The organism is Paractinoplanes ovalisporus (assembly GCF_016834655.1).
Classification (GTDB): domain Bacteria; phylum Actinomycetota; class Actinomycetes; order Mycobacteriales; family Micromonosporaceae; genus Actinoplanes; species Actinoplanes ovalisporus.
The window spans coordinates 538,853-560,012 of sequence record NZ_JAENHP010000003.1; the positions used below are offsets into that span (position 1 = coordinate 538,853).

The 21,160-nt window shown below is 70.3% G+C and carries 19 protein-coding genes; 4 read left to right on the forward strand and 15 right to left on the reverse strand.

Annotated features, from left to right (window positions below):
• The first annotated feature begins 167 nt into the window (after positions 1-167).
• On the forward strand, positions 168-533 hold the full coding sequence (locus tag JIG36_RS12790) for a hypothetical protein (RefSeq protein ID WP_203376327.1): 366 nt from the start codon (positions 168-170) through the stop codon (positions 531-533).
• Between the two features lie 66 nt (positions 534-599).
• Here the strand turns inward: JIG36_RS12790 and JIG36_RS12795 are convergent, their stop codons facing one another.
• Positions 600-1,331, reverse strand: coding sequence for a PASTA domain-containing protein (locus JIG36_RS12795; RefSeq protein WP_203376328.1), 732 nt, complete (start codon positions 1,329-1,331; stop codon positions 600-602).
• A gap of 102 nt (positions 1,332-1,433) precedes the next feature.
• On the opposite strand from JIG36_RS12795, the gene JIG36_RS12800 reads away from it, so the two are divergent.
• Positions 1,434-2,009, forward strand: coding sequence for an NAD(P)H-dependent oxidoreductase (locus tag JIG36_RS12800; protein ID WP_203376329.1), 576 nt, complete (start codon positions 1,434-1,436; stop codon positions 2,007-2,009).
• Here JIG36_RS12800 and JIG36_RS12805 read toward each other — a convergent pair.
• Genes JIG36_RS12805 through JIG36_RS12820 form a run of 4 tightly spaced genes read right to left on the reverse strand, consistent with a single transcriptional unit; the run spans position 1,956 to position 7,889 of the window.
• Positions 1,956-3,215 carry an MFS transporter gene (locus JIG36_RS12805; protein ID WP_203376330.1) on the reverse strand — a complete coding sequence of 420 codons (1,260 nt, stop codon included), beginning with the start codon at positions 3,213-3,215 and terminating at the stop codon, positions 1,956-1,958. The genes JIG36_RS12800 and JIG36_RS12805 overlap by 54 nt on opposite strands.
• A 20-nt stretch (positions 3,216-3,235) precedes the next feature.
• Entirely contained in the window at positions 3,236-5,035 is a 1,800-nt protein-coding gene (locus tag JIG36_RS12810; protein ID WP_203376331.1) for a glycoside hydrolase family 15 protein, read from the reverse strand.
• Positions 5,036-5,046: 11 nt separating this feature from the next.
• Positions 5,047-5,631 carry a DUF2087 domain-containing protein gene (locus JIG36_RS12815; protein ID WP_203376332.1) on the reverse strand — a complete coding sequence of 195 codons (585 nt, stop codon included), beginning with the start codon at positions 5,629-5,631 and terminating at the stop codon, positions 5,047-5,049.
• A 41-nt stretch (positions 5,632-5,672) separates the two neighbouring features.
• Positions 5,673-7,889: a glycoside hydrolase family 9 protein gene (locus tag JIG36_RS12820; protein ID WP_203376333.1), complete on the reverse strand. Its 2,217-nt coding sequence runs from the start codon at positions 7,887-7,889 to the stop codon at positions 5,673-5,675.
• 498 nt (positions 7,890-8,387) lie between these two features.
• Between JIG36_RS12820 and JIG36_RS12830 the strand changes: the two genes are divergently transcribed.
• Positions 8,388-8,855, forward strand: coding sequence for a TolB family protein (locus JIG36_RS12830; protein WP_203376334.1), 468 nt, complete (start codon positions 8,388-8,390; stop codon positions 8,853-8,855).
• A gap of 93 nt (positions 8,856-8,948) precedes the next feature.
• Here the strand turns inward: JIG36_RS12830 and JIG36_RS12835 are convergent, their stop codons facing one another.
• From JIG36_RS12835 to JIG36_RS12880, 10 genes are all read right to left on the reverse strand, one after another.
• A complete protein-coding gene (locus JIG36_RS12835) occupies positions 8,949-10,037 on the reverse strand; it encodes a hypothetical protein (RefSeq protein ID WP_203376335.1) in 1,089 nt (362 codons plus the stop codon).
• A 123-nt stretch (positions 10,038-10,160) separates the two neighbouring features.
• Positions 10,161-11,201, reverse strand: a complete 1,041-nt coding sequence (locus tag JIG36_RS12840) for an MSMEG_0565 family glycosyltransferase (RefSeq protein WP_203376336.1) — start codon at positions 11,199-11,201, stop codon at positions 10,161-10,163.
• Positions 11,198-12,022 carry a carbon-nitrogen hydrolase family protein gene (locus JIG36_RS12845; protein WP_203376337.1) on the reverse strand — a complete coding sequence of 275 codons (825 nt, stop codon included), beginning with the start codon at positions 12,020-12,022 and terminating at the stop codon, positions 11,198-11,200. The genes JIG36_RS12840 and JIG36_RS12845 overlap by 4 nt, the downstream gene beginning before the upstream one ends.
• On the reverse strand, positions 12,022-12,837 hold the full coding sequence (locus JIG36_RS12850; protein WP_236046676.1) for a carbon-nitrogen hydrolase family protein: 816 nt from the start codon (positions 12,835-12,837) through the stop codon (positions 12,022-12,024). Before JIG36_RS12850 ends, JIG36_RS12845 begins: the two co-directional genes overlap by 1 nt.
• Positions 12,834-14,195 carry an MSMEG_0567/sll0787 family protein gene (locus tag JIG36_RS12855; protein ID WP_236046678.1) on the reverse strand — a complete coding sequence of 454 codons (1,362 nt, stop codon included), beginning with the start codon at positions 14,193-14,195 and terminating at the stop codon, positions 12,834-12,836. Before JIG36_RS12855 ends, JIG36_RS12850 begins: the two co-directional genes overlap by 4 nt.
• Positions 14,192-15,244 carry an MSMEG_0568 family radical SAM protein gene (locus JIG36_RS12860; RefSeq protein ID WP_203376339.1) on the reverse strand — a complete coding sequence of 351 codons (1,053 nt, stop codon included), beginning with the start codon at positions 15,242-15,244 and terminating at the stop codon, positions 14,192-14,194. The genes JIG36_RS12855 and JIG36_RS12860 overlap by 4 nt, the downstream gene beginning before the upstream one ends.
• Positions 15,244-15,756 (reverse strand): MSMEG_0572/Sll0783 family nitrogen starvation response protein, encoded by a 513-nt coding sequence (locus JIG36_RS12865; protein ID WP_203376340.1) that lies wholly within the window; start codon positions 15,754-15,756, stop codon positions 15,244-15,246. Before JIG36_RS12865 ends, JIG36_RS12860 begins: the two co-directional genes overlap by 1 nt.
• A gap of 10 nt (positions 15,757-15,766) precedes the next feature.
• Positions 15,767-16,570, reverse strand: a complete 804-nt coding sequence (locus JIG36_RS12870) for an amidohydrolase family protein (protein WP_203376341.1) — start codon at positions 16,568-16,570, stop codon at positions 15,767-15,769.
• A 64-nt stretch (positions 16,571-16,634) separates the two neighbouring features.
• Entirely contained in the window at positions 16,635-17,927 is a 1,293-nt protein-coding gene (locus tag JIG36_RS12875) for an MSMEG_0569 family flavin-dependent oxidoreductase (RefSeq protein ID WP_203376342.1), read from the reverse strand.
• On the reverse strand, positions 17,924-18,202 hold the full coding sequence (locus tag JIG36_RS12880) for an MSMEG_0570 family nitrogen starvation response protein (protein ID WP_203376343.1): 279 nt from the start codon (positions 18,200-18,202) through the stop codon (positions 17,924-17,926). Before JIG36_RS12880 ends, JIG36_RS12875 begins: the two co-directional genes overlap by 4 nt.
• 198 nt (positions 18,203-18,400) lie before the next feature.
• Here JIG36_RS12880 and JIG36_RS12885 point away from each other — a divergent pair, with 198 nt between their 5' ends.
• Positions 18,401-21,025, forward strand: coding sequence for a tetratricopeptide repeat protein (locus JIG36_RS12885; RefSeq protein WP_203376344.1), 2,625 nt, complete (start codon positions 18,401-18,403; stop codon positions 21,023-21,025).
• The last annotated feature ends 135 nt before the right edge of the window (positions 21,026-21,160 follow it).

The window sequence follows — 21,160 nt, forward strand, 5'->3', positions numbered from 1 at the left end:
CAACCCGCTCCCAGCCGTTGCCGTGATCGTATAGCCGCTCTTGATCGATGCCTATAGCTGCGGTTCCCGCACCTGCAACACGTTCGGCCGACTCCATTCCGCCCCATCAAGGGCTAAAGTCGCGGTGATCCCCAGCTCGTGATCCTTTGACGGAATTGGTGTGATCCATGCCGAGAGCGGATTTCCCCGTACGGATCCTGCACGCGACCGCCGATGCCGAAGAGCTGCAGGAACTCGCGTACAACCTCCGCGAGGCGCTGCTCGACTCCGATGTCGACGATGTACGGCCGGCGACCACGGACTCCCCCGCGGGCGCAAAATCCGGCCAGGCGCTCGCCGTCGGCACCCTGATCGTCACCTTGGCGCCAACCGTGGCCGAACACGTCATGGCGGTCATCTCGTCCTGGCTGAGCCGCCAGTCCAGCGAGATCGAGCTGGAAATCGACGGCAAGCGCTTCCAGGGCCGGGTGACCCGTTCCGAACGAGCCGAGCTGGTCGCCGCCTGGCTGCGCCACGTCGACCGCGAGCCGTGACCCCCGCTCCCTGGCCCAGGTTCACCGGCCGCAATCCCGGGTCGGTCATGTCGCGAGCGTAACGACTTACTCGACGGCGACCGCCTGGCCGGTTCGGACCGTTGTTCCCGGGGAGATGTTCTGGTGGCTGATGCGGTCGCCGTTCAGGGGGCGCAGCACCAGGGTTATGGAACGGGCGGACGCCAGCTCGATCGCCTCGGCCGGGCTCTTGCCGTTCATGTCGGGGACGGTGGTGAGGGCGGCCTCAGCCTCCTCGAGGAGTTCGCGTACGCGAATCGTCGTCCACAAATAGCACAGCACGAAACCGGAAATGAGGCCGACCAGGACGACCGACAGGCCGATCGCGGCGCCGAACTGGGAGCCGCCCATCGGTTCGGTCAACGCGCTGCCGAGGCGGCGGGCGGCCGGGACGATCTCGTTCAGATTCGCAATGCCGAGGCCGACGATGATCGTGGTGACCCAATCCGAGACCTTGATGAAATTCGAGTTCGTGAGGTATTTCGCGCTGAGTGTGGCCTTCGACTGTTCGGGGGACGCCTCGGTGCCGGCGGTCAGGTCGGCCAGCCGCGACCGGGGCATGCCGTACAGGAAGCCCAGGAACGCGCCGACCGCCATCGCCGCCGCGTACAGGATCAGGACCGTGGCCGTGACGAACAGGCCTTTGCGGGTCTCCTCCGATTCGGAGGCGAAGCCGGCGAGAGCGCCGACCGCAATGATCCCGAGGGCCAGGAAGATCACCGAGGCGAGCACGACGGCCTGGATTTTCGAGCCGGCTTTCCGGGGCGGTTTGGTGGCCATTCTTTCTCCCGCTTTCGTCGTTTCCGCGAAGGAGCGCGGCCCACATTAGAATCCGGCGGGCCGCCTGTCCATGGGGCGACCGGCGGAAAGCAGAATGACATCATGAGCCACGTCCATGTCGTCTTCGCCCATCCCGATCCGCTGAGTTTCACCGGCCGGGTGCTGCGCGCCTTCCTCGACCGCGTCACCGCCGAGGGCCATACGGTCACGGTCTCCGACCTGTACGCGATGGGGTTCCGCGCCGAGATGAGCCGCGAGGAGTACGCCCGCGAGTCCGGCTACCACGCCGACCGGCCGGTCTCCCCCGACGTGGCGGCCGAACAGGCCAAGCTCGCGGCGGCCGACGTGTGGGCGTTCGTCTATCCGGTGTGGTGGGCCGACTGCCCCGCGATCCTCAAGGGCTGGTTCGACCGGGTCTGGACTGCCGGCTTCGCACACCATGCGCAGACCCCCGTCCGTACGGGGAAAGCCTTCGTGATCTGCACGGCCGGGTATCCGATCGCGCGGCTGGAGAAGGACGGCCTCTACCAGGCGATGCGCGCGACCATGCTCACCGACCGCATCGGCGCCCGCGCCGGCGACTCCGGGTTCCTGCTGCTCACGAGGGACGACGACGTGGCGGCGTCAATCCTCGACCTCCCACTCGGGCGGGAGCCGGCGGTGGGACCGGATCGGTGACCTCAGCATGAGAACCAGCGGTACGGCGATGACGGCCACGCTCAGCCAGAGCACGTTGGTCACGCCGACAGAGGTGGCGAGCAGACCACCGAGGAGCGCGCCGAGCGGGGTGGCACCCTGCGTGATGACTCCGCTCGCGGCCGACACCCGGCTGAGGTAGCGGTTCGGCGTGACGCGGGCGCGTAGCCCGGCCGCGGCGACCGATCGCCCGACCCCGGCGAAGCTCAGCACCACCTCGGCCACGGCGATGAAGGCAACCGCCAGGCCGTGGTGAACGCCGGCGAGGGGGATGCAGAGGACGGCGAAGGGCGCGAACCCGGAGAAGATCAGGGTCATGCGGACCTCGCCCAACCGCCGCCGCAGCGGTGGGCAGGCGACCGAGGCGACGAGACCGGCGACGGCCCCGACGGTCGAGAGCACGCCGAACAGCCACGGCGAGATGCCGAGGGTCCGCAGGATGAAGACCGCGACGACGGACGCCATGAGCCCGATGCCGAAATTGTGGAAGGCGACCTGCCCGACCAGGAGCCGTAGCAGCGGTTGCCGGAAGGTGACCGCCACGCCCTCCCTGACCTCACGGCGGAAGTCCCGTCCCTCGATCTCGTCGCGTGACTTCGGCTTCTCGTGGGCGTCGACCGAACGGATGAGGACGGCCGAGACCAGGTGGAAAATCGTCGACGCCGCGTACAGCAGCGGCGCGGCCACCACCGTTGTCAGGACTCCGGCGACGCCGGGTGACGAGGCCTGGATGGCGCTCTCGGAGGTCTGCAACCGCGCCCGGGCGTCGGCGACGCGCCGCTTGGGCAGGATCAGCGGGAGGATGCTCGTGTGGGCGATGCTGAAGAACACGTTGGCCACGCTCATGACCAAGGCGACCGCGATCAGCTGCGGGACCGTGAGCACCCCGGCCACGTACGCGATCGGGATGGTCGCCAGTGAGACGAAGTACGCGATGTCCGCCCACATGAGCACGTCGCGTTTGACCCAGCGGTCGATCCACACCCCGGCCGGGAGTCCGATCAGCACGAAGCCGACGCGGCTGAAGACCACGATCAGGCTCATCTGGAACGCACTGGCGTGCAGGAGCGTGACCGCGGTGACCGGGAGCGCGAACGAGCTGACCTGGCCCGCCGAGTCGCGGAACGCGTTGGCCAGCCAGAGACGGCGGAAGCCAGGTTCACGCAGAACTTCCGGAGCCGCCGTCATCGACGAGCCACTATACGGGCCTAGCGCAGGCCCTCGGTGGCTCGGGCCTCGGTGGGGGCCAGGGCGGCGGTCAGCGTACGGGCGGTGTCGATCAGCGGGACGTGACTGAACGCCTGGGGGAAGTTGCCGACCAGGCGGCCCGTCTCGGTGTCGTACTCCTCGGAGAGCAGGCCCACGTCGTTGCGCAGGGCGAGCAGGCGCTCGAAGGTTTCGCGGGCCTCGTCGTGACGGCCCATCAGGGCGTAGTTGTCAGCCAGCCAGAACGTGCAGGCCAGGAAGGCGCCCTCGCCCGGGGGCAGGCCGTCGACATCCGTGTCGGGGTGCTGGGTGTAGCGCTGCACGAAGCCGTCGACCATCAGCTCGCGTTCGATGGCTTCGACTGTGCCGACGACCCGCTCGTCGTCGGCCGGCAGGAAACCGACCAGCGGGACCATCAGCAGCGCCGCGTCGAGTTCCTGGGAACCGTAGTACTGGGTGAACGTACGGCGGGAAGGGTCGTAGCCCTTGGTCAGGATCTCGTCCTGGATCTCGTCGCGCAGGGCCCGCCACCGGTCGACCGGGCCGTCCAGGTCGAACTCCTCCACGGCCTTCACCGCGCGGTCGGCCGCCACCCACGCCATCAGTTTGGAGTGCACGAACTGCTGCGGGCCGCCGCGCACCTCCCAGATGCCCTCGTCGGGGTCGCGCCAGTGCTCCTCGACGAACTGCATGAGCTTGACCTGCAGGCCCCACGCCGGGTCGTCGGCCTTGAGACCCGCGCGCCGGCCCTGGTGCAGGGCGTCCATGACCTCGCCGTACACGTCGAGCTGGAACTGTTCGGCGGCCGCGTTCCCGATCCGTACGGGATTGCCGTCGTAGCCGGTGAGCCAGTGCGCGATGTACTCGTCGAGGCGGCGCTCGCCGGCCACCCCGTACATGATCTGCAGTTCCTCGGGGTTACCGGCGATCGCGCGCAGCAGCCACTTGCGCCAGGCCGTCGCCTCGGACTGGAACCCGCTGAACAGCAGCGACTGCAACGTGATGGTGGCGTCGCGCAGCCAGCAGAAGCGGTAGTCCCAGTTGCGGACGCCGCCCAGCTTCTCGGGCAGGCTGGTGGTGGCGGCCGCGACGATGCCACCCGTCGGCGCGTAGGTCAGCGCCTTGAGGGTCAGCAGCGACCGCACGACGGCATCACGCCACTCCCCCTCGTACGTGCAGGCCGACACCCACCCACGCCAGTAACCCTCGGTCACGCCGAGCTGGTGCACCGCGTCGACCGGGTCGGGCGAGGTCAGGTGAGAGGGCCGCCACGTGAGCACGAACGGGATCCGGTCCCCCGCCCGTACGGTGAAATCGGCGTGGGTGGCCAGGTTCTCGCCGTGCGTCTCGACCGGCGTCCGCAGCCACACCGCGTCCGGTCCGGCCACCGCCACCAGCGCGCCCTGCTCCTGGTAGACCCATGGGACGACGTTGCCGTAGTCGAAGCGCAGCCGCAGCACCATGCTCATGTCGACCTCGCCGCGCACGCCCTCGACGATGCGGATGACCGACGGCGATTCCGTACGGGGCGGCATGAAGTCGATCACCCGTACGAGTCCGGCGTCCGTCTCGAACTCGGTCTCGAGCACCATGGTCTCGTCGCGGTAGCAGCGGCGGCTCTGATGCCCGGCGACCGGCGCGATGGTCCAGTGCCCGTTCTTCTCCTCGCCGAGCAGGGACGCGAAAATGGCCCCGGAGTCGAACCGCGGCACACACAACCAGTCAATGGATCCGTTACGCCCCACCAGGGCGGAGGTCTGGGTGTCCGCGATCATCGCGTAGTCCTCGATCGGCAGCGCCATGACCTGGCTGATTACCCGGCCTGGCCTCCACTGAACATCTGCTGCGGCACGGAACGGCCCGGCCCGTACGTGGAACCGGCCCGATCCCTTTCCAGCCAGCCGGTCTCGACCAGCATGCGGCGGACCGCGGCCACATCGTCGGTCACCTCGGCCAGGCGGCGGTTGATCTCGTCCTCCCCGTAGAGGCCGTCGAGCCGCAGGAAGCGCGCCAGCAACTCGCCGAGCATCGTGTAACGCTCGCTCAACGTGGGCGGCATCGTGGACAGGCGACCGTGCGTGAAGTTGCCCCGCAACTGGGGGTAGTCGCCAAGATAGGACGCGATCGGCTGGGACCGGTCGATGGCCTGGGCCGCCTCGCGCAACTCGCCCGGGGAGGCGCGGTAGATGCCGTTGCCGGTTCCGGTCGCCAGCCCGGCGCCGACCAGACGGGCCAAGGTCTCGCCCGCGACCTGCACCGTCACGTCGAGCGTGTACGCCAGCTCGGCGATCGACGCGCCCTCGGCGCCACGGTGCACCAGTTCCGCGTACGCCCGCAATCGCAACGGGGTGGCGAGCTGGCTCAGGATTTCGGCGGCACGGGCGGCTTCGGAGGACATTCCGTCAACCTAAGCCGACCCGCGCCGCCTTAGCGACCCCTTTACAGGGCCGCCACGTAAGCCGCGATCCACGCCAGGGGCGCGTTCCAGTTGATCGTCAGCTCGTTCGTGGACCAGGACTGGATGTCGTCGATGTAGCAGAACTGCGCGACGCACCCGGTGAGCTTGCTCTGCGCGTACGGGTCCTGGATCGACGAGTTAGCGCCGCCGGCGAGCGTGCCCACCGGCGGGTTGGGCAGGGCCGGGTCGAGCTGCTTGGCGTACCAGCGGCTGTGCTGGTTGTGCGAGCTGACCTCACCGTAGCCGGTCACGTAGGACATGTTGAGAGCGTTGCGCCCGAACATGTAGTCGAGCCCGGTGAGCACGCCGTCGCGGTACTTGTCCCGCCCGGTGAGTTCGTGCGCGGCCGCGATCACGACCATGTTGTTGAGGATGACGCTGTTCGAGCCCCAGTCCCACATGTTGTTCGCGGGCGCGTACGGAACCCCGTACGGGTGCTGTCGCTGAACGGCCAGGTACTTCTCCGCCCCCGCCACCACCGACGCCTTCACCTGCGCGAGCCCGGGCAGCCGGTTCGGCACCAGCGCCAGGTCGAGACGTCCGGCCGCGGCCGTGTTGCCCCAGTCGAAGGCGCCGGCGCCGAACACGTCGGCCGTGTGCTCGGGCGACGCGAGCACGTCGGCCTGGTACTGCTTCTCCCCCGTGGTGAGGAACAGTTCGGCGGCCGCCCAGTAGAAGTCGTCGGTCACCTTGTTGTCGTTGTACGCGCCGCCGCCCACGCCGTCGGACTCCGGTGCGTACAGCGCGGGGTTGGCCTTGGCCGCGGTGTACGCGGTGCGCGCGGCGTTCAGTGCTTTCTGCGCGAACGCGCGGTCGTACTTCTTGTAGATGCGCGCGGCCTGCGCGGCCGTGGCGGCCAGGTTGAGCGTGGCAGCCGTCGACACCGGGTGCAGCTCGCGCGGTTGCGGGTCGAGGTGCGGCAGCAGCGGCAGCCCCGTCCAGTTCTGGTCGTGGATCTTGTGATGAGCCATTCCCGCGTACGGCTTCACGGCCGGCACCTGCATCTTCAACAGGAAATCGAGCTCCCAGCGCACCTCGTTGAGCAGATCCGGGGTGCCGTTGCCGCTCTCCGGGATGGCCAGGCCGACCTTGCGCAGGCCCGGGGTGCGCTCGTACGCGTTCAGCAGCTGCCACACCGAGATGCCGCCATTGACGACGTACTTGCCGTGGTCGCCCGCGTCGTACCAGCCGCCGCGCACGTCGAGCCGGTAGTCGCACACACCGGCCTGACACGGCACGTCCCCGTCACCCTGGTTGGGCGCCACGTCGACGTGCCCCGCCGGACGTCCGTAGCCCGGGCGCAGCGCCTCGTCGATCGCGATGCCGCTGCGCTGCGTGTAGTAGAACTTGAGCGCGTCGGTGCGGAGTTTCGCGTACGCGTCGGCGCCGATGTCGAACGGCCGGCTGGTCTCGCCGTCCGCCGTCAGCGTGTAGCCAGTGCCCTTCTTCGTCACACGCCCGAAGTCGATCGTGTGGACGTTCTGTCCCGAGCTGACATCCACGCCGCGCGGCTGCGACTTGCCGCTGGCTTGGGTTTTGCCTGTTTTGTCTTTGAGGACCCAAGCGATTGGTGCCGTCGCGTCGGTCACGAGGGTCGCCACCTTGGGCCCGTCCGGCAGATAGGCGACCTGATTCACGCGCACCCGGGGCCCGGTGTCCGGGACGTACACCTCCGGCGGCACCCCGCCCACGAGCGACACGTTGTCCACGCAGAACCTCCACGGATCCGGGCTGCCACCGAGCTGGAACGCCACCTGCCCCTGGGCGGTCGAGGTGCTCGCCGTGAACGTCCACTCGTAGTGTGCGGTGTCCCCGAGAACGGGCGACTGCTCGAAGTACGTGTCGTACGGGTCGACCGCAAGCCCGACCACCGCCCGAACCGACTTGGCCGCGCTGCCGCTCGCGTCGAATGAGAACCGGTAGGTCTCCCCCGCCACCAGATCGATGTCGTTCTGCCCGAGAATGGCATCCCACTTGTTGGCGGTGCCACCCGGCACGTCCACACAGCCGCGACCCGCGTCGACCGCGAGCGTCATTCCCGCGTTGGCCCAGAACGGATCCGTGCCGCTCTCAAAGCCCCCGTTGACTACTTGTTCCACCTCATCGGCAGCGCTGGCCGGCACCGCAGCCACCGCCGTCACGATCAGAACTGCCGCCCCGGCCACGGCCACACTTCGGGAGCGCTCCCATAGAGACATGGAGACATATTGATGGGCTCGTGACGCCGTGTCAACGAGGCGGAAACAGCGAGTTCACGGTAGCCCTTTCGAAAGATCAATTGCAGACACCATTCCGGGTACGGCATTTCGCCCGTAACGCCGCCCGGCCGCGTGGCTGCCGTCTGATCTCGTCCCCCACCCCGGTCACTGGGTGGGGCGAGTAAACCAGCCAGGTACGACACTCTTCCGCCGCCCTCCACAGGCACCGCCGAGCCGTGCGTCGGCCAGTACATTCCCCACCCCCGTCACTGGGTGGGGTGAGTAAACCAACCGGGTACGACACTTTTCCGGCGCCGTCCACAAGACACCAGGACTTGGGGCACGGCCCTCTACGCCGCGACGAACGCGCCCGACACCACCTTCACCACCGGCCACCTCGAGATCGCCCGGGCCGACGGCACTGACGCCCATCGACTCACGCCGGCTGTCCCGGGTGCCCGCGACATTCTGCCCTCGATCTCCCCGGACGGTCGCCGCGTGATCTACCAACGGGACGGCGGCGAAGAGGCCGACCTGCGTAACGAGGACTTCGCCACCGCGCTGTTCCGGATGGATCTGCCGGGACGCCACGTACGGCAGCTCACCAGTTGGAGCCTTCCGGTCGAGGGCCCGGATCTCTCCCCGGCCCGGTCGGGACCCACCAAGGACCTGATCGTCTTCCAGGTCGCACGGCCGGGCTCCGACGGCCTGGACATCGCCACCGTGCCCGCCACATGCCGGTCGGAGGCGGACTGCACCAGCCGGATCAGGTACGTCACCGACGGGACCGGCCGCGCCACCAGCCCGAGCTGGTCGCCGGACGGCCGCCGCATCGCCTTCAGCTTCCGCACCGCCACCACCGACCTCAACGGCGACGTGTGGACGATGCGCCCGGACGGCTCCGACCGGCGCCGGGTGTCCACCTCGCCGACGTTCGACTACGGCGCGGACTGGGGCCCCGCCTGAAAGCGACCGGACCCAGCCTGAGATCGGACCGGGCCAGGACGGAAAGCGGGCTCGGCCCAGACGGAAACGGACCGGACCCCGCCTGACCCCGAATCAACAAGGCTCGGCTCGCGGCGTGTCAGGGACAGACGCGCCGCGGGTCTTGGTCGGCACGCTGTTCACCAGGCGCTGGGCGCGCTGGTCCAGGTACTGCGTGAACAGTTGCTGCGCGAATCCGAACACCAGCGCGTACGCGAGAATCTGGATCGGTTTGTCGATGGCGCTGAACCCGGGCACGAACTCACCGGCCAGCAGGATGATCCCGACCAGGCCGGTCAGCGCCCCGGCCGGCAACTTCAGCAACGCCAGCGGAACCGTCACGTTGTAGGGTGTCGCGTTCGCGTAGAGGTCCCGGATGAACAGGGCGGACGAGAGCGCGCCGCCCATCAGGCCGAGCACGGCGACCGTGAAGAAGTCCAGCGACGACGGCGCGGTGTGCAGAAGTGTCAGGTTGTCGTTGCGGATCGACTTGACCGGGCAGACGATGTTCGGCAGGTTCGGACCGGCCGGCGGCGGGTTCTGCACGAAGCAGAGCGGCACCAGGTTGGGCCGCCACGCCGCCAAGGCGACCAGGCAGATCAGCAGCAGGGCGGTCACGGCGAATCCGGTGATCAGCACGTTGCGGAACATGCGCAGCCGCGCGCGTTGCCGGTCGGCCGCCGCGTGCCCGGCCTCGATCAGTTTGGCCAGGTCGGACGCGTCGATGTGCTGGCCTTTCTCCCACGCCAGGAACATCCGATGGCACAGCGCCCGCATCGGATCCCCCACCGCCAGCGACTCCTGGGCCCGCCGGACGGCTTCGGGCACCTCGGCCCGCAGAGCGCCCTGGTCATAGAGCGTCACCAGCACGGCCTCGGCGTTGTGCACGTGCCGGAACGCCGACTCGGTGCAGTTGCCCGACCACCAGCTGACCACCGGCACATATCGTGGCTTCCGGCCGCAGGCGGCGTCGGTGGCCAGGTCGAGCAGCCGCTTCGCCTCACCGGCGGCCACGGGAGCGTGGGCGTCCGGCGCGGGTGGGGACGACCATCGCCGCCGGGGGCGTTCCCGGACGTGCGTGGTCACCGCCAACCTCGCCCGGAAGTACTCGATCTCGGCCAGCGCGTCCTGGGCCCAGAGCTTGTGCCGCGCGCGATCACCCATCGGAACCCCCCAATGCCGGAAGGCACCAGTAGACGACAGCCGCCGCCACTTCACTACCGGCCGGACCGACGGGTCATTCCGGGAGCGACGCCAAAAGATCAACCCGGGAGCGACGCCAAAGACTCACTTCGGGAGCGACGCGTAGAACTCCACGTGACGACGGGCCGCCGACTCCCAGGTGTGGGCGGCGGCCAGGGCGCGACCGGCCTCACGCCGTACGGGGGAAGGCTCTTTGACCGCCCGGGTGAGCGCCGAAGCCAGCGAGGCCGGGTCATGACCGTAGAGGACGGCCGAACCGAACACCTCGCGCAGCACGGGCAGGTCGCGCACCACGACCGGCACCCCGGCGGCCAGGGCCTCCATCGCCGCCAGCCCGAAGCCCTCCTTGGTGGACGGGAAAGCGAACGCCGCCGCGCCCGCCACCAGCGAGGGCAGGAAGGAGTGGTCAACCGGTCCCAGCACCTCGGGGGCGACCGGAAGCGTGCGAGCCATGGCATCCCAGGACGAGCGGTATGCGCGGTAGTCGAACAGCGTCTCGCCGCCCGCGATGACCAGCCGGTGCGGGGTGTCCATCAGGGCGTAGGCGCGCAGCAGGTCGAGCGAACCCTTGCGCGGTTCGATGCCCCCGACGGACAGAACATACGGTTCGTCGCGCACCGCCGGTTCGGCCGAGGCGAAACGCGCATAGTCGACGCCGTTCGGAATGACCGTGGCCGGGATGCCCCACCCCGCGTGCAGTTCGGAAGCCACGGCCGAGGAGACACAGATGTGCGCGTACGGGCGTCGCAGTGCACGTTCGTGACAAGCGGCCAGTTCGGGTGTCGTGAACTGATCGATGTGATGCACGGTGCGAACACAACGGTCGACGGCGTTCGCGCTGATGCAGTCCTGGGCGTGCACGACGTCGTACGGGAAAGGGTCGAAAGCCTCCCGCAGCAGGGCGATCGACCGCAGGATGCGCGCGCCGACCGTCTCGCCCGGAATATCCGGGAACGGAACCGGGTGGAGGCGAATACGCGAATCCACCTCCCGGAAGAATCCGCCCCGGGCGAGCGTCCACACGTCGACGTCGTGACCCAGCTCGACGAGCGCCTCGGCCAGCGCGAGCGTATGCACCACCCCGCCCCGGGGCCGGGTCGAATAGGTCAGCAGCGCGATTCTCACCGATACACCTCCGGCCGCAGCTCACGTAGGTGGCTCAGCACCCGGCGCGCGCTCGCGATCTCCCCCTGCACGTCCAGCTCGGCCACCGCCAATCCCGCTTTCGCCCACGTACGGGCCAGGACGTTGCCCGCCGGCCCGACCACCTTGGCCTGCCCGAGGAAGCGCATGCCGCCGGCCGCCCCGGTCTGGTTGGACGACACGACAACCACCTGGTTCTCGGCCGCCCGGGCACAGTCGTAGAGGTCGAACAGCCGCGACTGGCGGTCCTGCGACATCTTCGGGGCGGCGTTGGTGATGCTGGCCGGCCACGCCGACAGGCAGGCCACGATCTCGGCGCCGTCCCGGGCCAGGCTCCGCGCCGACTCGGGGAACGTCTTGTCGTAGTCGATCAGCATGCCGATCCGGCCGATCGGCGTGTCGAAGGCCGCGAACCGGTCCCCGGCCCGATAGGCGACGCCCTCGGCCGCGGGCAGGTGCACCTTGCGATGCCGGCCGAGCACGCCGTCGCCGGTGAGGCAGACCGCCGCGTTGTAGCGGTCGTCGCCGTCGGCCTCGCAGAAACCGACGCAGACCACCATGTCGCGCGCGGCCGCGCCGATCTGCTCGAAGATCGGGTCGTCCGGTTTGAGGGCGGGCGGGAACGCGGACGGGTCAGGGTGGCGCAGGTCGGCCAGGTAACCGCCGAGCGCGGCGTCGGGCAGCACGAGCAGCCCGGCCCCGGCCGCGCGGGCGTCGCCGATCAGCTTGCCGATGCGGCCGAGGTCGTGCTCGAGGTCCCGCCCGAAGTGCGCCGCCGCGGCCGCGATCCTGGTGCCGGCCATCAGATGTAGGCGGCCGGTCGGCGGTCGCGCAGGTGACCCATGTAGCGGCGGGCGGCCGCGAGCGAACCGGCGACGTCCACCGTGGCCACCGCCATGCCGGGTTCGCAGCCGGTGGTGGCGAGCACGTCCCCGCCCGGGTCGACGATCTTGGCGCTGCACACGAACCGGAGCGAGCCGAACGTCCCGGACTGGTTGGCCGACAGCCACACCACCTGGTTCTCGAGGGCGCGGGCGCGGTCGAACAGGTCGAACCGGCGGGTCCAGCGGTCCTCGGCGAGGTCGGCGGGTGCGTTCGTACGGGATCCGGGCCAGGCCGAGACGCAGACGATGATCTCCGCGCCGTCCAGCGCCAGGGTGCGCGCCGACTCCGGGAACGCCTTGTCGTAGCAGATCATCAGCCCGATCCGCCCCACCGGCGTGTCGAACGCCGTGAACGAGTCACCCGACGAGTAGCTGGCGTCCTCGCGCAGCGGCTGGTGCACCTTGCGGTGGTTGCCGAGCACGCGCCCCTCGCCGACGCAGACCACGCTGTTGTAGCGGGCGCCGTCGCCGCCGGCCTCGCAGTAGCCCGCGCACACCACCATGTCGCCCGCAAGCTCGATGAGCCGCCCGATCTCCGGCCCGTCCAGGCGCAGCGCCGGCGGTTGTTCGGCCTTGCCGTTGAGGTCGGCCAGATAGCCCCCGAGACACGCTTCGGGAAGAGCCAGCAGCCGTACGCCGTCGGTCCGCGCCGCCGCGATCAGCTTCTCGATGCGGTGGAAGTCCTCGTCGAGGTCGCGGTCGAAGGCCTCCGCGACCGCCGCCACTCTGATCATGCCGCAGCCCCCATCCCTGTGACCCCACCGGAAACGGCGGGTGTGATCTCTCCGTCGGGCCAGCGCAGGCCGACCCCGCGACCGGCGACCAGTTCGCCGCACTCGGCGGTGACGGCCGGTCCGGCCGGCGCGGGTCGTTGCGGTCCGGCCGTGAGCATCGCGAACCCGGGGAAACAGGTGAGCCAGTCCCCCATGGTCGCCGCCGCGGGCCGGGGAACCGACGCCACGTCCAGCACGGCCCCGCAGCCGCCGGCCTCGGCCAGCATGCCGAGCGTCCCGGCGATCCCGGCCATCGACACATCCTTGGCCGCCGCCGGTCCCGACGCGGCCACGAACTCCTGCATCTGCCGGAGCTCATCCGGTTGCCGCCAGGAGGTCGAATCCCACTGCCGTCCCTGATAGCCGGGCCGCCAGCCGCCACCGAGGTCGGCCGTGAGCCGGACGCGATGACCGGGCCGTCCACCGCCGCCCGGAACCGGCCGCGCGGTCCGTCCCAGCGCGGTCGCCGACAGCGCCGCCGGGACGCCGAGCTGGGTGTGTCCGCCGAGAATCGGGATCCCGTACGCGGTCGCCGCCTCCCGCAGCCCACTCAGGATCTTCGCCGCGGCCGTCGCGTCGCGCGCCCCGACCGCGTTGAGCAGCCCGACAGGTGCGGCGCCCATGGCCGCCAGGTCGTTCACATTGACGAGCACCGCGCACCATCCGGCCCAGTGCGGGTCGCGCTCGACCATCGACGGCAGGATCGCGTCGCACGCGGCGATCAGGTCGCTTCCCGGTACGGGGGCGCCGTCGTCCCCGACGAACCCCGCGCCGCCCGGGTTGAGGCCGTCGAGCAGCCCGCCGAGCGGGTTCTTGGTCGCCGCCGCGAGAGCCGCGATCCGCCCGATCGGCCACCGCATCAGGTGGTGGGGCTGCCCGGCCACGGTCACCGGCCGGATCGACAGCCAGCCCAGCCGTTCGAACATGCGCCGGAACCGGACCTGCACGGTCGCGTCGAAACGCAACGCGCCCGCCTGTTCGGCCGCCGCGCACGCCGCCCGAATGAGCGCCGGCCCGATCCGTTGCGCGCCGCGGACAGCCGGATCGACCACCAGGCGGCCGCCCTGCCACCAGCCGATGTCCGGACCGTCGGTGGCCGGACCCAGCCGTACGCCACCGAGCAGCGCGCCGCTCGCATCGCGCGCTTCGAGCACGATCGTGCGCGGATCGTCGTCCCGATCGTCGCGATCGCTCAAAGCGAACAGTCCCTGTTCGTGCACGAACACTTGCTGCCGCAACCGGTGGTAGTCGTTGCGCGTTCGCGCAGGTTCGATCAGAAACCGCGGCGCCCCGAGCAGCGCCGGCACCAGATCCCTCATCCGCCGGCCGCCTGCAACACGCCGCACGCCCCGCACGCGGCACAACCGGCGGCCTGGTCGGCGCCGAGCATCCCCGCCTCGCGCAGCAGCGCCGCCACGCGAGCGGACACATCCCGTACGAGGGAAGGGGGTGGACCTTGAATGCCGTCGCGCCGAGCCAGGGTGCCCGGCATCGGGCGGAACGGCACCACGAACGGATAGACGCCCCGCGCGATCAACTTGCGGCAGCCCTCGACCAGCTCGTCGGGATCCTCGCCGAGCCCGATCAGCAGATAGGTCGACACCTGGTTACGCCCGAACACCTCGACCGCATAGTCCCAGGCCGCCTCGTACTCGGCCATCGGCACCGACCCCTTGCCGGGCATCCAGCGCAGCCGGACGTCGTCGTCGAGCGCCTCGGCGTGGATGCCGATCGACACCGCCCCGGCGTCGCGCAGCTCCCGGATGACGGCCAGGTCGCCCGGCGGTTCGATCTGCACCTGGATCGGCAGGCCGGGAACCCGTTCGAGCACCGCGCGCACCGAACGCACAAGGTTGCGCGCCCCGCGATCCGGACCGGTCGTCGTGCCGGTGGTCATGACCATCTGCCGTACGCCGTCGAGCCGCACCGCCGCCTCGGCCACCTCGGCCAGCTGGGCCGGCGTCTTGGCCGCGACCGTGGCCCCGGCGCGCAGCGACTCCTCGATCGTGCAGAACCGGCACCGCTGGTCCTCCCCATACCGGATGCACGTTTGCACAACCGTCGTCGCGAGCACGTCCCGACCGTGCAGACGCGCGATCTTCTCGTACGGAACCCCGTCCGCCGTGGACAGGTCGTAGAACCGGGGCCGGCGCACGACCGACAGCGAGAGCCCGGTGTCCGACTCGCCCAGCCACAGCTTGTTGTCCCGCACCTCGTACGGACTCCGGGGGTTGATCGGCAGGGCCGCGTTGCCGCCGTCGATCACCAGGTGCCCGTCGTCGCTGGGGCCGGCCCCCGCCGGGCGGTGCACGGGCGTAGGCACCCGCACACCGCGCACGGCGAGGTCCGCGCGAACGTCGATGCTCATCAGAACATGTACGTCGAGTTGATGATCGCGCCCTTGCGTGCGTAGTGGATGAGCGCGTCCTGCACGTCCAGCGGGTGCGTCGGGATGACGCCCTCGATCAGGTCCTCCTCGCGGGCGCCGTGCAGCGACAGCCCGAACCGGCAGCAGTAGACCTTGCCGCCCTCGGCCATGAACGTCTTGAGCGAGTTGTTGATGTTGTGCTCGCCCGGGAAGGCCGAGTTGCCGGTGGTCGGGAAGCCGCGGGTGGCCAGGCAGTTCAGCGAACCCGGGCCATAGAAGTAGATAGCCGACTCGAATCCCTTGCGCAGCGCCCGGGTGGCCTGCAGGACGGCGACGAAGCTGACCGACGACTCGTGGGCGATGCCGTGCACGAGCGTGAAGTAGCTCTGCCCCTCCTCGGCTTTGTAGTCGGGGAAGACCTTGGTGCCGCCGTAGATGCTGGAACCCTCGGCCAGCGCCGGGTGCGGGATCTCGTTGAGGCTCTTCTGCTCGAGGTCGGTCAGGTCGGTCATGCTGATCTCCTTAGTGGTAGAGCTTCGAGAAGTTGGTCTGGAAGACGGCGTCGGACAGTTCGCGTCCGGGGGCGGCCGCCTGGAGGCGGGCCAGTTCGCCGGCGTGGTCGCCCCACGGCTCGTCGCTGGCGAACAGCACCCGGTCGTGGCCGAGGCCGCGCCGGTCGATCTCCTGGGCCAGCCAACGCGGGGCGAATCCGATCGCCCACGACAGATCGGTGTAGACCTGTTTGCCGGCCGCGATCCAGTCGAAGAAGCGGCCGCCGACGAGCTTGATGTGGCCGCTCATCCCGCCCCCGAAGTGGACGAGGTGGATCTTCACGTCGTCGCCGTGGCGGTCGACCAGTTGCCCGACCTGGTCGATGTCGGAGGCGGCGCCGGGCGAGGTGTGCACGTGGACGACCAGGTCGTGCTCACGGGCGGCGGCGAAGATCGGTTCCAGTCCCGGGTCGTCGATGCTGCCGCCCAGCAGGAAACTGATCTTCAGGGCCCGTACGCCGGGTTCGCCCGCGAGTTTCAGCGCCCGTTTCGTCCGCTCGGCGTCGCCGGCCTGGGCGCTCACCCACAAGCCGCACCGGATCCGGTCGTCCTTCTGCGCGGCCTCGACGACCAGGTCGTTGAAGCCGAACGCCACGTCGGGATCCGGTACGCCGTAGTTGGGCAGGATCAGCGCGCGTTCCGTGCCCTCGCGGTCGAGATCCTTGAGCAGCCCGTCGATCGTGGCCCGGGCCGTCACGTCCGGGTTGACCGGCGGCCCGCCATAGAACGGATACGCCGGAAGAACGCCGAGGTGCCGGTGAGCGTCAGACGTCATGCTGAATCTCCTGTGGCTTGCCTTCCTGGCCCTACGATCGCTTCGCTCACTCCGGTGCAGTCAGTCATGCCGCCCACTCCAGATCCGGGTAGGTCTCGGTCGGCGTGCCGGCCAGCCAGCTCACGCCCTCGGCCGCCTGCAAGCGCCGGGCCCGCGTGATCTGATCCGCCAGGTGCTCGGCGTCGCGGGCCACCCCGGCGAACCGTCCCGACCCCCACGTGTGCTGCCACGGCAACCCGAGGAAGTACAGCCCCGGGCAGCTGGTGACGCCGCGGTCGTGGGTCGGATAGCCACGGCCGTCGAAGACCGGCACCTCTATCCAACGGTGATCGCGGTGGAAGCCGGTCGCCCAGACGACCGCGCTGATGTTCTCGAGACGCAGGGGTTCGGATACGCCGGGCGTCCACACCGGCTCGTACCGTTCCTCCGTCGGCGCTTCGATGCCGCTCCGCGCGATATACGCGTCGATGGCGTCCTTGATGCCCTCGGCCACGGCGTCCGCGTTGTCGAGGTTGCGTCCGAGGTCGTCCCCGAACACCACCGCCGAATCGACCGAGAGCAGGCGCCCGTACAGCCTCATCCCCTCGGTCGCGAACCGCCGCAGATCGATGTCGCGCCCGCCCCCGCGTCCGGTCATGTAGTGGTTGGCCCGCAGACGCACCTCGTCCGCGTCGCCGAACTCGTGCACGCTCTTGTCGTAGTGGCCCATCTCCTCGAGCCAGGCCAGCGTGTCGCGCCCCCGATAGCGGCGGGCCGCCCGCGGCGCACTCCCCACCGCGAGATGCACGCGGCGCCCGGCGAGGTGCAGGTCCTCCGCGATCTGGCATCCCGACTGCCCGGTCCCGACGACCAGCACCTCGCCGTCCGGCAGCTGCCCCGGGTTGCGGTACTGCGACGAGTGCACCTGCGCGATGTGCGGCGGGAACTTCTCGGCCAGGCGCGGCATCGCGGGCCGGTGGTAGCCACCCGTCGCGATCACCACCTGGTCGGCGGTGATCCGGCCGTCGCTCGAGACCAGTTCAAAGACATTTCCCGTACGGCGGAGACGAGTCACCTCGACCCCTTCGCGCACCGGCGGGTCGAAGCCGGCCGCGTACTTCTCCAGGAAGGTGACCACCTCGGCCCCGGTCATGAACCCGTCCGGGTCGTCGCCGCTGTAGGACCAGCCCGGGAGGCGGCACTGCCAGTTCGGCGTGACCAGGCAGAACGAGTCCCAGCGGCGGTCGCGCCACTCGTGGCCGACCCGGTCCCGCTCGAACACCACGTGGTCGGCGCCGCGCTGCCGCAGAAACCAGCTCATGCTCAGGCCGGCCTGCCCGCCCCCGATCACCGCCACGCCCACGTGTTGGGTGCTCATGACTCGATCCCCTCCACGAACACGTCGCCGGAAGGTTGCGCGGCGGCCCGGGCCTCGACCAGGGCGAGGCTGCGGGCGGCGTTTCCGCACGGGAAGCCGTACGTCTGACGCACCCGCTCGCTGGCTTCGGTCAGGGCCTTCCGGCTGGTCGCGACGAACTCGCCGACCGGAATCCGCTGCCCCGCCGAGAAGAAGTCCTCGACCACTGTCGAGGGTGAGTAGATCCGTTGCGCCACGCCGTCCGGCCAGCGCACCAACACGTACCGTTCCGGCATGGCGAACCCCTCCACCGGCCCGTCCGCCCAGGTCGGGCGGCTGGTGATGGACCCCAGTCAGCCAATCCGCGGTTTCGGCGGAGTTTCATCCGGAACAACGCGTCGTTAGATGGCCCTCACTTCGGCCGCGGATGTCGGACGTGTTACCGGCGATTCCCCTAGTCTTCGATCTTCTGACCCATTTCCCGGGAGCGGCTGATGTCCCTGATGGAGCTGCCCGATCCGGCCGGCGCCAGGTCGGTCGACGAGCTGGTGGAAAGTCTGCGGCTGCTCAAGCGGTGGGCCGGCGATCCCTCGTACGAGACGCTCAAGGAAAGGGTGAACGCGGCCTGGACCGCCGAGGGCCGCCCGCCGGCCGAACTGACCCCGCGGTCCACCCTGGCCAACGCCTTCGTGACCGGGCGGCGGCGCCTGAACACCGATCTGGTGCTGGCGATCGTGCGGGCCCTGCACCCCGATGACGGCTATGTCGACGCGTGGCGCCAGGCGCTGCGCGTGACGGCCGGCGAGATCGAGGCGGTGTCGCAGGTGCGGGTGCAGGGCAGTCTCCCGCCCGACCTGGCCGACTTCACCGGACGGGCCGGTGAGCTGGACACGCTCGGTGTCAGCGGCGGCGCGTTCGTCATCTCGGCGATCGAGGGCATGGCCGGGGTCGGTAAGACCCAGCTGGCCGTGCACGCCGCGCACCGGCTCCTCGCCCGCGAACCGTTCGAGCATGTCCTGTTCGTGAACCTGCGCGGCTTCCATCCCGATCCGGCGCAGCCCCCGGCCGATCCGGCGGCGGTGCTCGACGGCTTCCTGCGGCTGCTCGGCGTGCCCGGGCACCGCGTCCCGCACGGCCTGCCCGCGCTCACCGAGGCCTACCGGCAACGGCTTTCCCGCGTACGGGCCCTGATCGTGCTCGACAACGCCGCCGACGCCGGACAGGTGCGTCCGCTGCTCCCGCACGCCCCCGGCGTCGTCACCCTGATCACCAGCCGGCGACGGCTCGACGGCCTGCCGGAGGTGACCCACCTGGCGGTCGACGTCTTCACCCCCGACGAGGCCATCGCGTTCCTGGCCCGAGCGCTGCCGGACGTGCCGGTCGGTCCCGAGCCGCTGGCCCTCGCTCAGATCGCCCGCAGTTGCGGTCACCTGCCGCTCGCGCTGGGCCTGATCGCCGGGCACATCCGCAACACGCCCGGTTGGAACCTGACCGACCACGCCGACCGCCTCGACGAACGGCTCCGCGAACTCCGCCTCGACTCCGGCGTGGAACTGGCCCTGGAGCTGTCCTACCGTCATCTGCCGGCCGCTCAGCAGCGGGTGCTGCGCCTGGCCGCCCTGCACCCGGGGCAGGACTTCGACGCGTACGCGATGGCCGCCCTGGACGGCGCCGCCTTGGCCGCCACCCGGGAACGGCTCGACGCGCTGCGCGCCGACCACCTGGTGCAGGAACCGATCCCCGGCCGGTACACGCTGCACGACCTGGTCCGGGCCTTCGCCACATCCCGCGCCCACGACCAGGACCGCCGCTCGGACCGGACCGCGGCGCTCACCCGGTTCTTCGACTGGTGCCTGGCCACCGCCGCGGCCGCCATGGACCGCCTGCACCCGGTCGAGTTCACGGAGTTGCGGGCGCGCATCCCCGAGGCCGGCTCGCCGGTTCCCGAGCTCGGCGACACCGGGTCGGCCCTGGCCTGGCTCGACGCCGAGCGCCCGACGCTGGTCGCGGTGGCCGCACACACCGCGGATCAGGGCTGGCCCGGCCATACCAGCCTGCTCGTCCGCACGCTGGCCCGCTACTTCGGCAGCGGCCACCAGGAGGACGCGCTCACCGTCTACAACCACGCGCTACGGGCAGCCCGCTCGGCCGGCGACCTCGAGGCGCAGGCGTTCGCGCTGACCGGGCTCGGCGATCTGGAGGGGCAGGTCGCACGCCCCGACCAGGCCGAGGACCACCTGCGCCAGGCGCTCGTCATCTTCCAGCGGCTGGACGACACCACCGGCGAGTCGACGGTCTTGTTCAACCTGGGCCGCCTGGCCGAGAAGAAGGGCAACTATCCGGCCGCGATCGACCACAAACTCCGGTCCCTGGCCCTCGACCGCGCAGCCGGCAACAAGATCGGCGAGGTCGGCGACCTGGCCGGCCTGGGCGCCACGATGGAACGGGCCGGACGGTACGACGAGTCGGCCGCCTACTACCAGCAGTCCCTCGACCTGGCCCTGGAGACCGGCGACCTGTGGGGCGGCGGTTACGCCAGCAGCGGCCTCGGCGACCTGGCCCTGCACTCCGGCGACTACCGGGCGGCCGGCGACCACCTGCGCGACGGCCTGCGGATGCACCGCCAGATCGGCAACATCTCCGGAGCGGGCGGCGCCCTCGACAGCCTCGGCCTCATGCATACCCGGCTCGGCGAGGTCGACCAGGCGGTCGCCTGCCACCTGGAGGCCCTGGAGATCTTCCGCAACACCGACGACGACCTGTACCAGGCCTTTTCACTGAACGGCCTGGGCGAGGCCGTACGGGTCTCCGGCCGCGACGCCGAGGCCCTGACCCACCACACGGCCGCGTTGCGCCTGGCCACCGCCATCGGCAACCCGCACCAGCAGGCCCGCGCGGAAGTCGGCATCGGTCGTTCCCATCAGGCCTTGGGCGACACCGAGCAGGCGCGGTTCCACTACGAGCGGGCCTTGGCCCTCTACACCGACCTGGGCCTGCCCATCGAGGCGGCCGAGGTCGACGCACGCCTCACCGCGGTGGGGGACCAGCCCCGCACCGGGGCGAAAGAATGGCGCGAGGCCGGTCCGTCCGCGGCCAGTCAGGGTTCTGGGGCTCCCTGACCCCCGTGGCCATTCGCCCGCCACCCGCCGGGTTCCGGGGCTCCCAGCCCCCGCGACCGGCGACGCGCTACCCGTCGAGTCTCACCCCCGCCCGCCCGCCGCGGTCAAAGTCTGGACGATTCTGGACGCCGACGG

Bases quoted from the DNA above. Each gene is read 5' to 3' on its own strand.
- JIG36_RS12795 (WP_203376328.1), bottom strand. From the start codon at position 1,331: ATGGCCACCAAACCGCCCCGGAAAGCCGGCTCGAAAATCCAGGCCGTC.
- JIG36_RS12790 (WP_203376327.1), top strand. From the start codon at position 168: ATGCCGAGAGCGGATTTCCCCGTACGGATCCTGCACGCGACCGCCGAT.
- JIG36_RS12835 (WP_203376335.1), bottom strand. From the start codon at position 10,037: ATGGGTGATCGCGCGCGGCACAAGCTCTGGGCCCAGGACGCGCTGGCC.
- JIG36_RS12880 (WP_203376343.1), bottom strand. From the start codon at position 18,202: ATGCCGGAACGGTACGTGTTGGTGCGCTGGCCGGACGGCGTGGCGCAA.
- JIG36_RS12850 (WP_236046676.1), bottom strand. From the start codon at position 12,837: ATGATCAGAGTGGCGGCGGTCGCGGAGGCCTTCGACCGCGACCTCGAC.
- JIG36_RS12845 (WP_203376337.1), bottom strand. From the start codon at position 12,022: ATGGCCGGCACCAGGATCGCGGCCGCGGCGGCGCACTTCGGGCGGGAC.
- JIG36_RS12855 (WP_236046678.1), bottom strand. From the start codon at position 14,195: ATGAGGGATCTGGTGCCGGCGCTGCTCGGGGCGCCGCGGTTTCTGATC.
- JIG36_RS12865 (WP_203376340.1), bottom strand. From the start codon at position 15,756: ATGACCGACCTGACCGACCTCGAGCAGAAGAGCCTCAACGAGATCCCG.
- JIG36_RS12870 (WP_203376341.1), bottom strand. From the start codon at position 16,570: ATGACGTCTGACGCTCACCGGCACCTCGGCGTTCTTCCGGCGTATCCG.
- JIG36_RS12820 (WP_203376333.1), bottom strand. From the start codon at position 7,889: ATGTCTCTATGGGAGCGCTCCCGAAGTGTGGCCGTGGCCGGGGCGGCA.
- JIG36_RS12800 (WP_203376329.1), top strand. From the start codon at position 1,434: ATGAGCCACGTCCATGTCGTCTTCGCCCATCCCGATCCGCTGAGTTTC.
- JIG36_RS12810 (WP_203376331.1), bottom strand. From the start codon at position 5,035: ATGGCGCTGCCGATCGAGGACTACGCGATGATCGCGGACACCCAGACC.
- JIG36_RS12815 (WP_203376332.1), bottom strand. From the start codon at position 5,631: ATGTCCTCCGAAGCCGCCCGTGCCGCCGAAATCCTGAGCCAGCTCGCC.
- JIG36_RS12875 (WP_203376342.1), bottom strand. From the start codon at position 17,927: ATGAGCACCCAACACGTGGGCGTGGCGGTGATCGGGGGCGGGCAGGCC.
- JIG36_RS12860 (WP_203376339.1), bottom strand. From the start codon at position 15,244: ATGAGCATCGACGTTCGCGCGGACCTCGCCGTGCGCGGTGTGCGGGTG.
- JIG36_RS12885 (WP_203376344.1), top strand. From the start codon at position 18,401: ATGTCCCTGATGGAGCTGCCCGATCCGGCCGGCGCCAGGTCGGTCGAC.
- JIG36_RS12805 (WP_203376330.1), bottom strand. From the start codon at position 3,215: ATGACGGCGGCTCCGGAAGTTCTGCGTGAACCTGGCTTCCGCCGTCTC.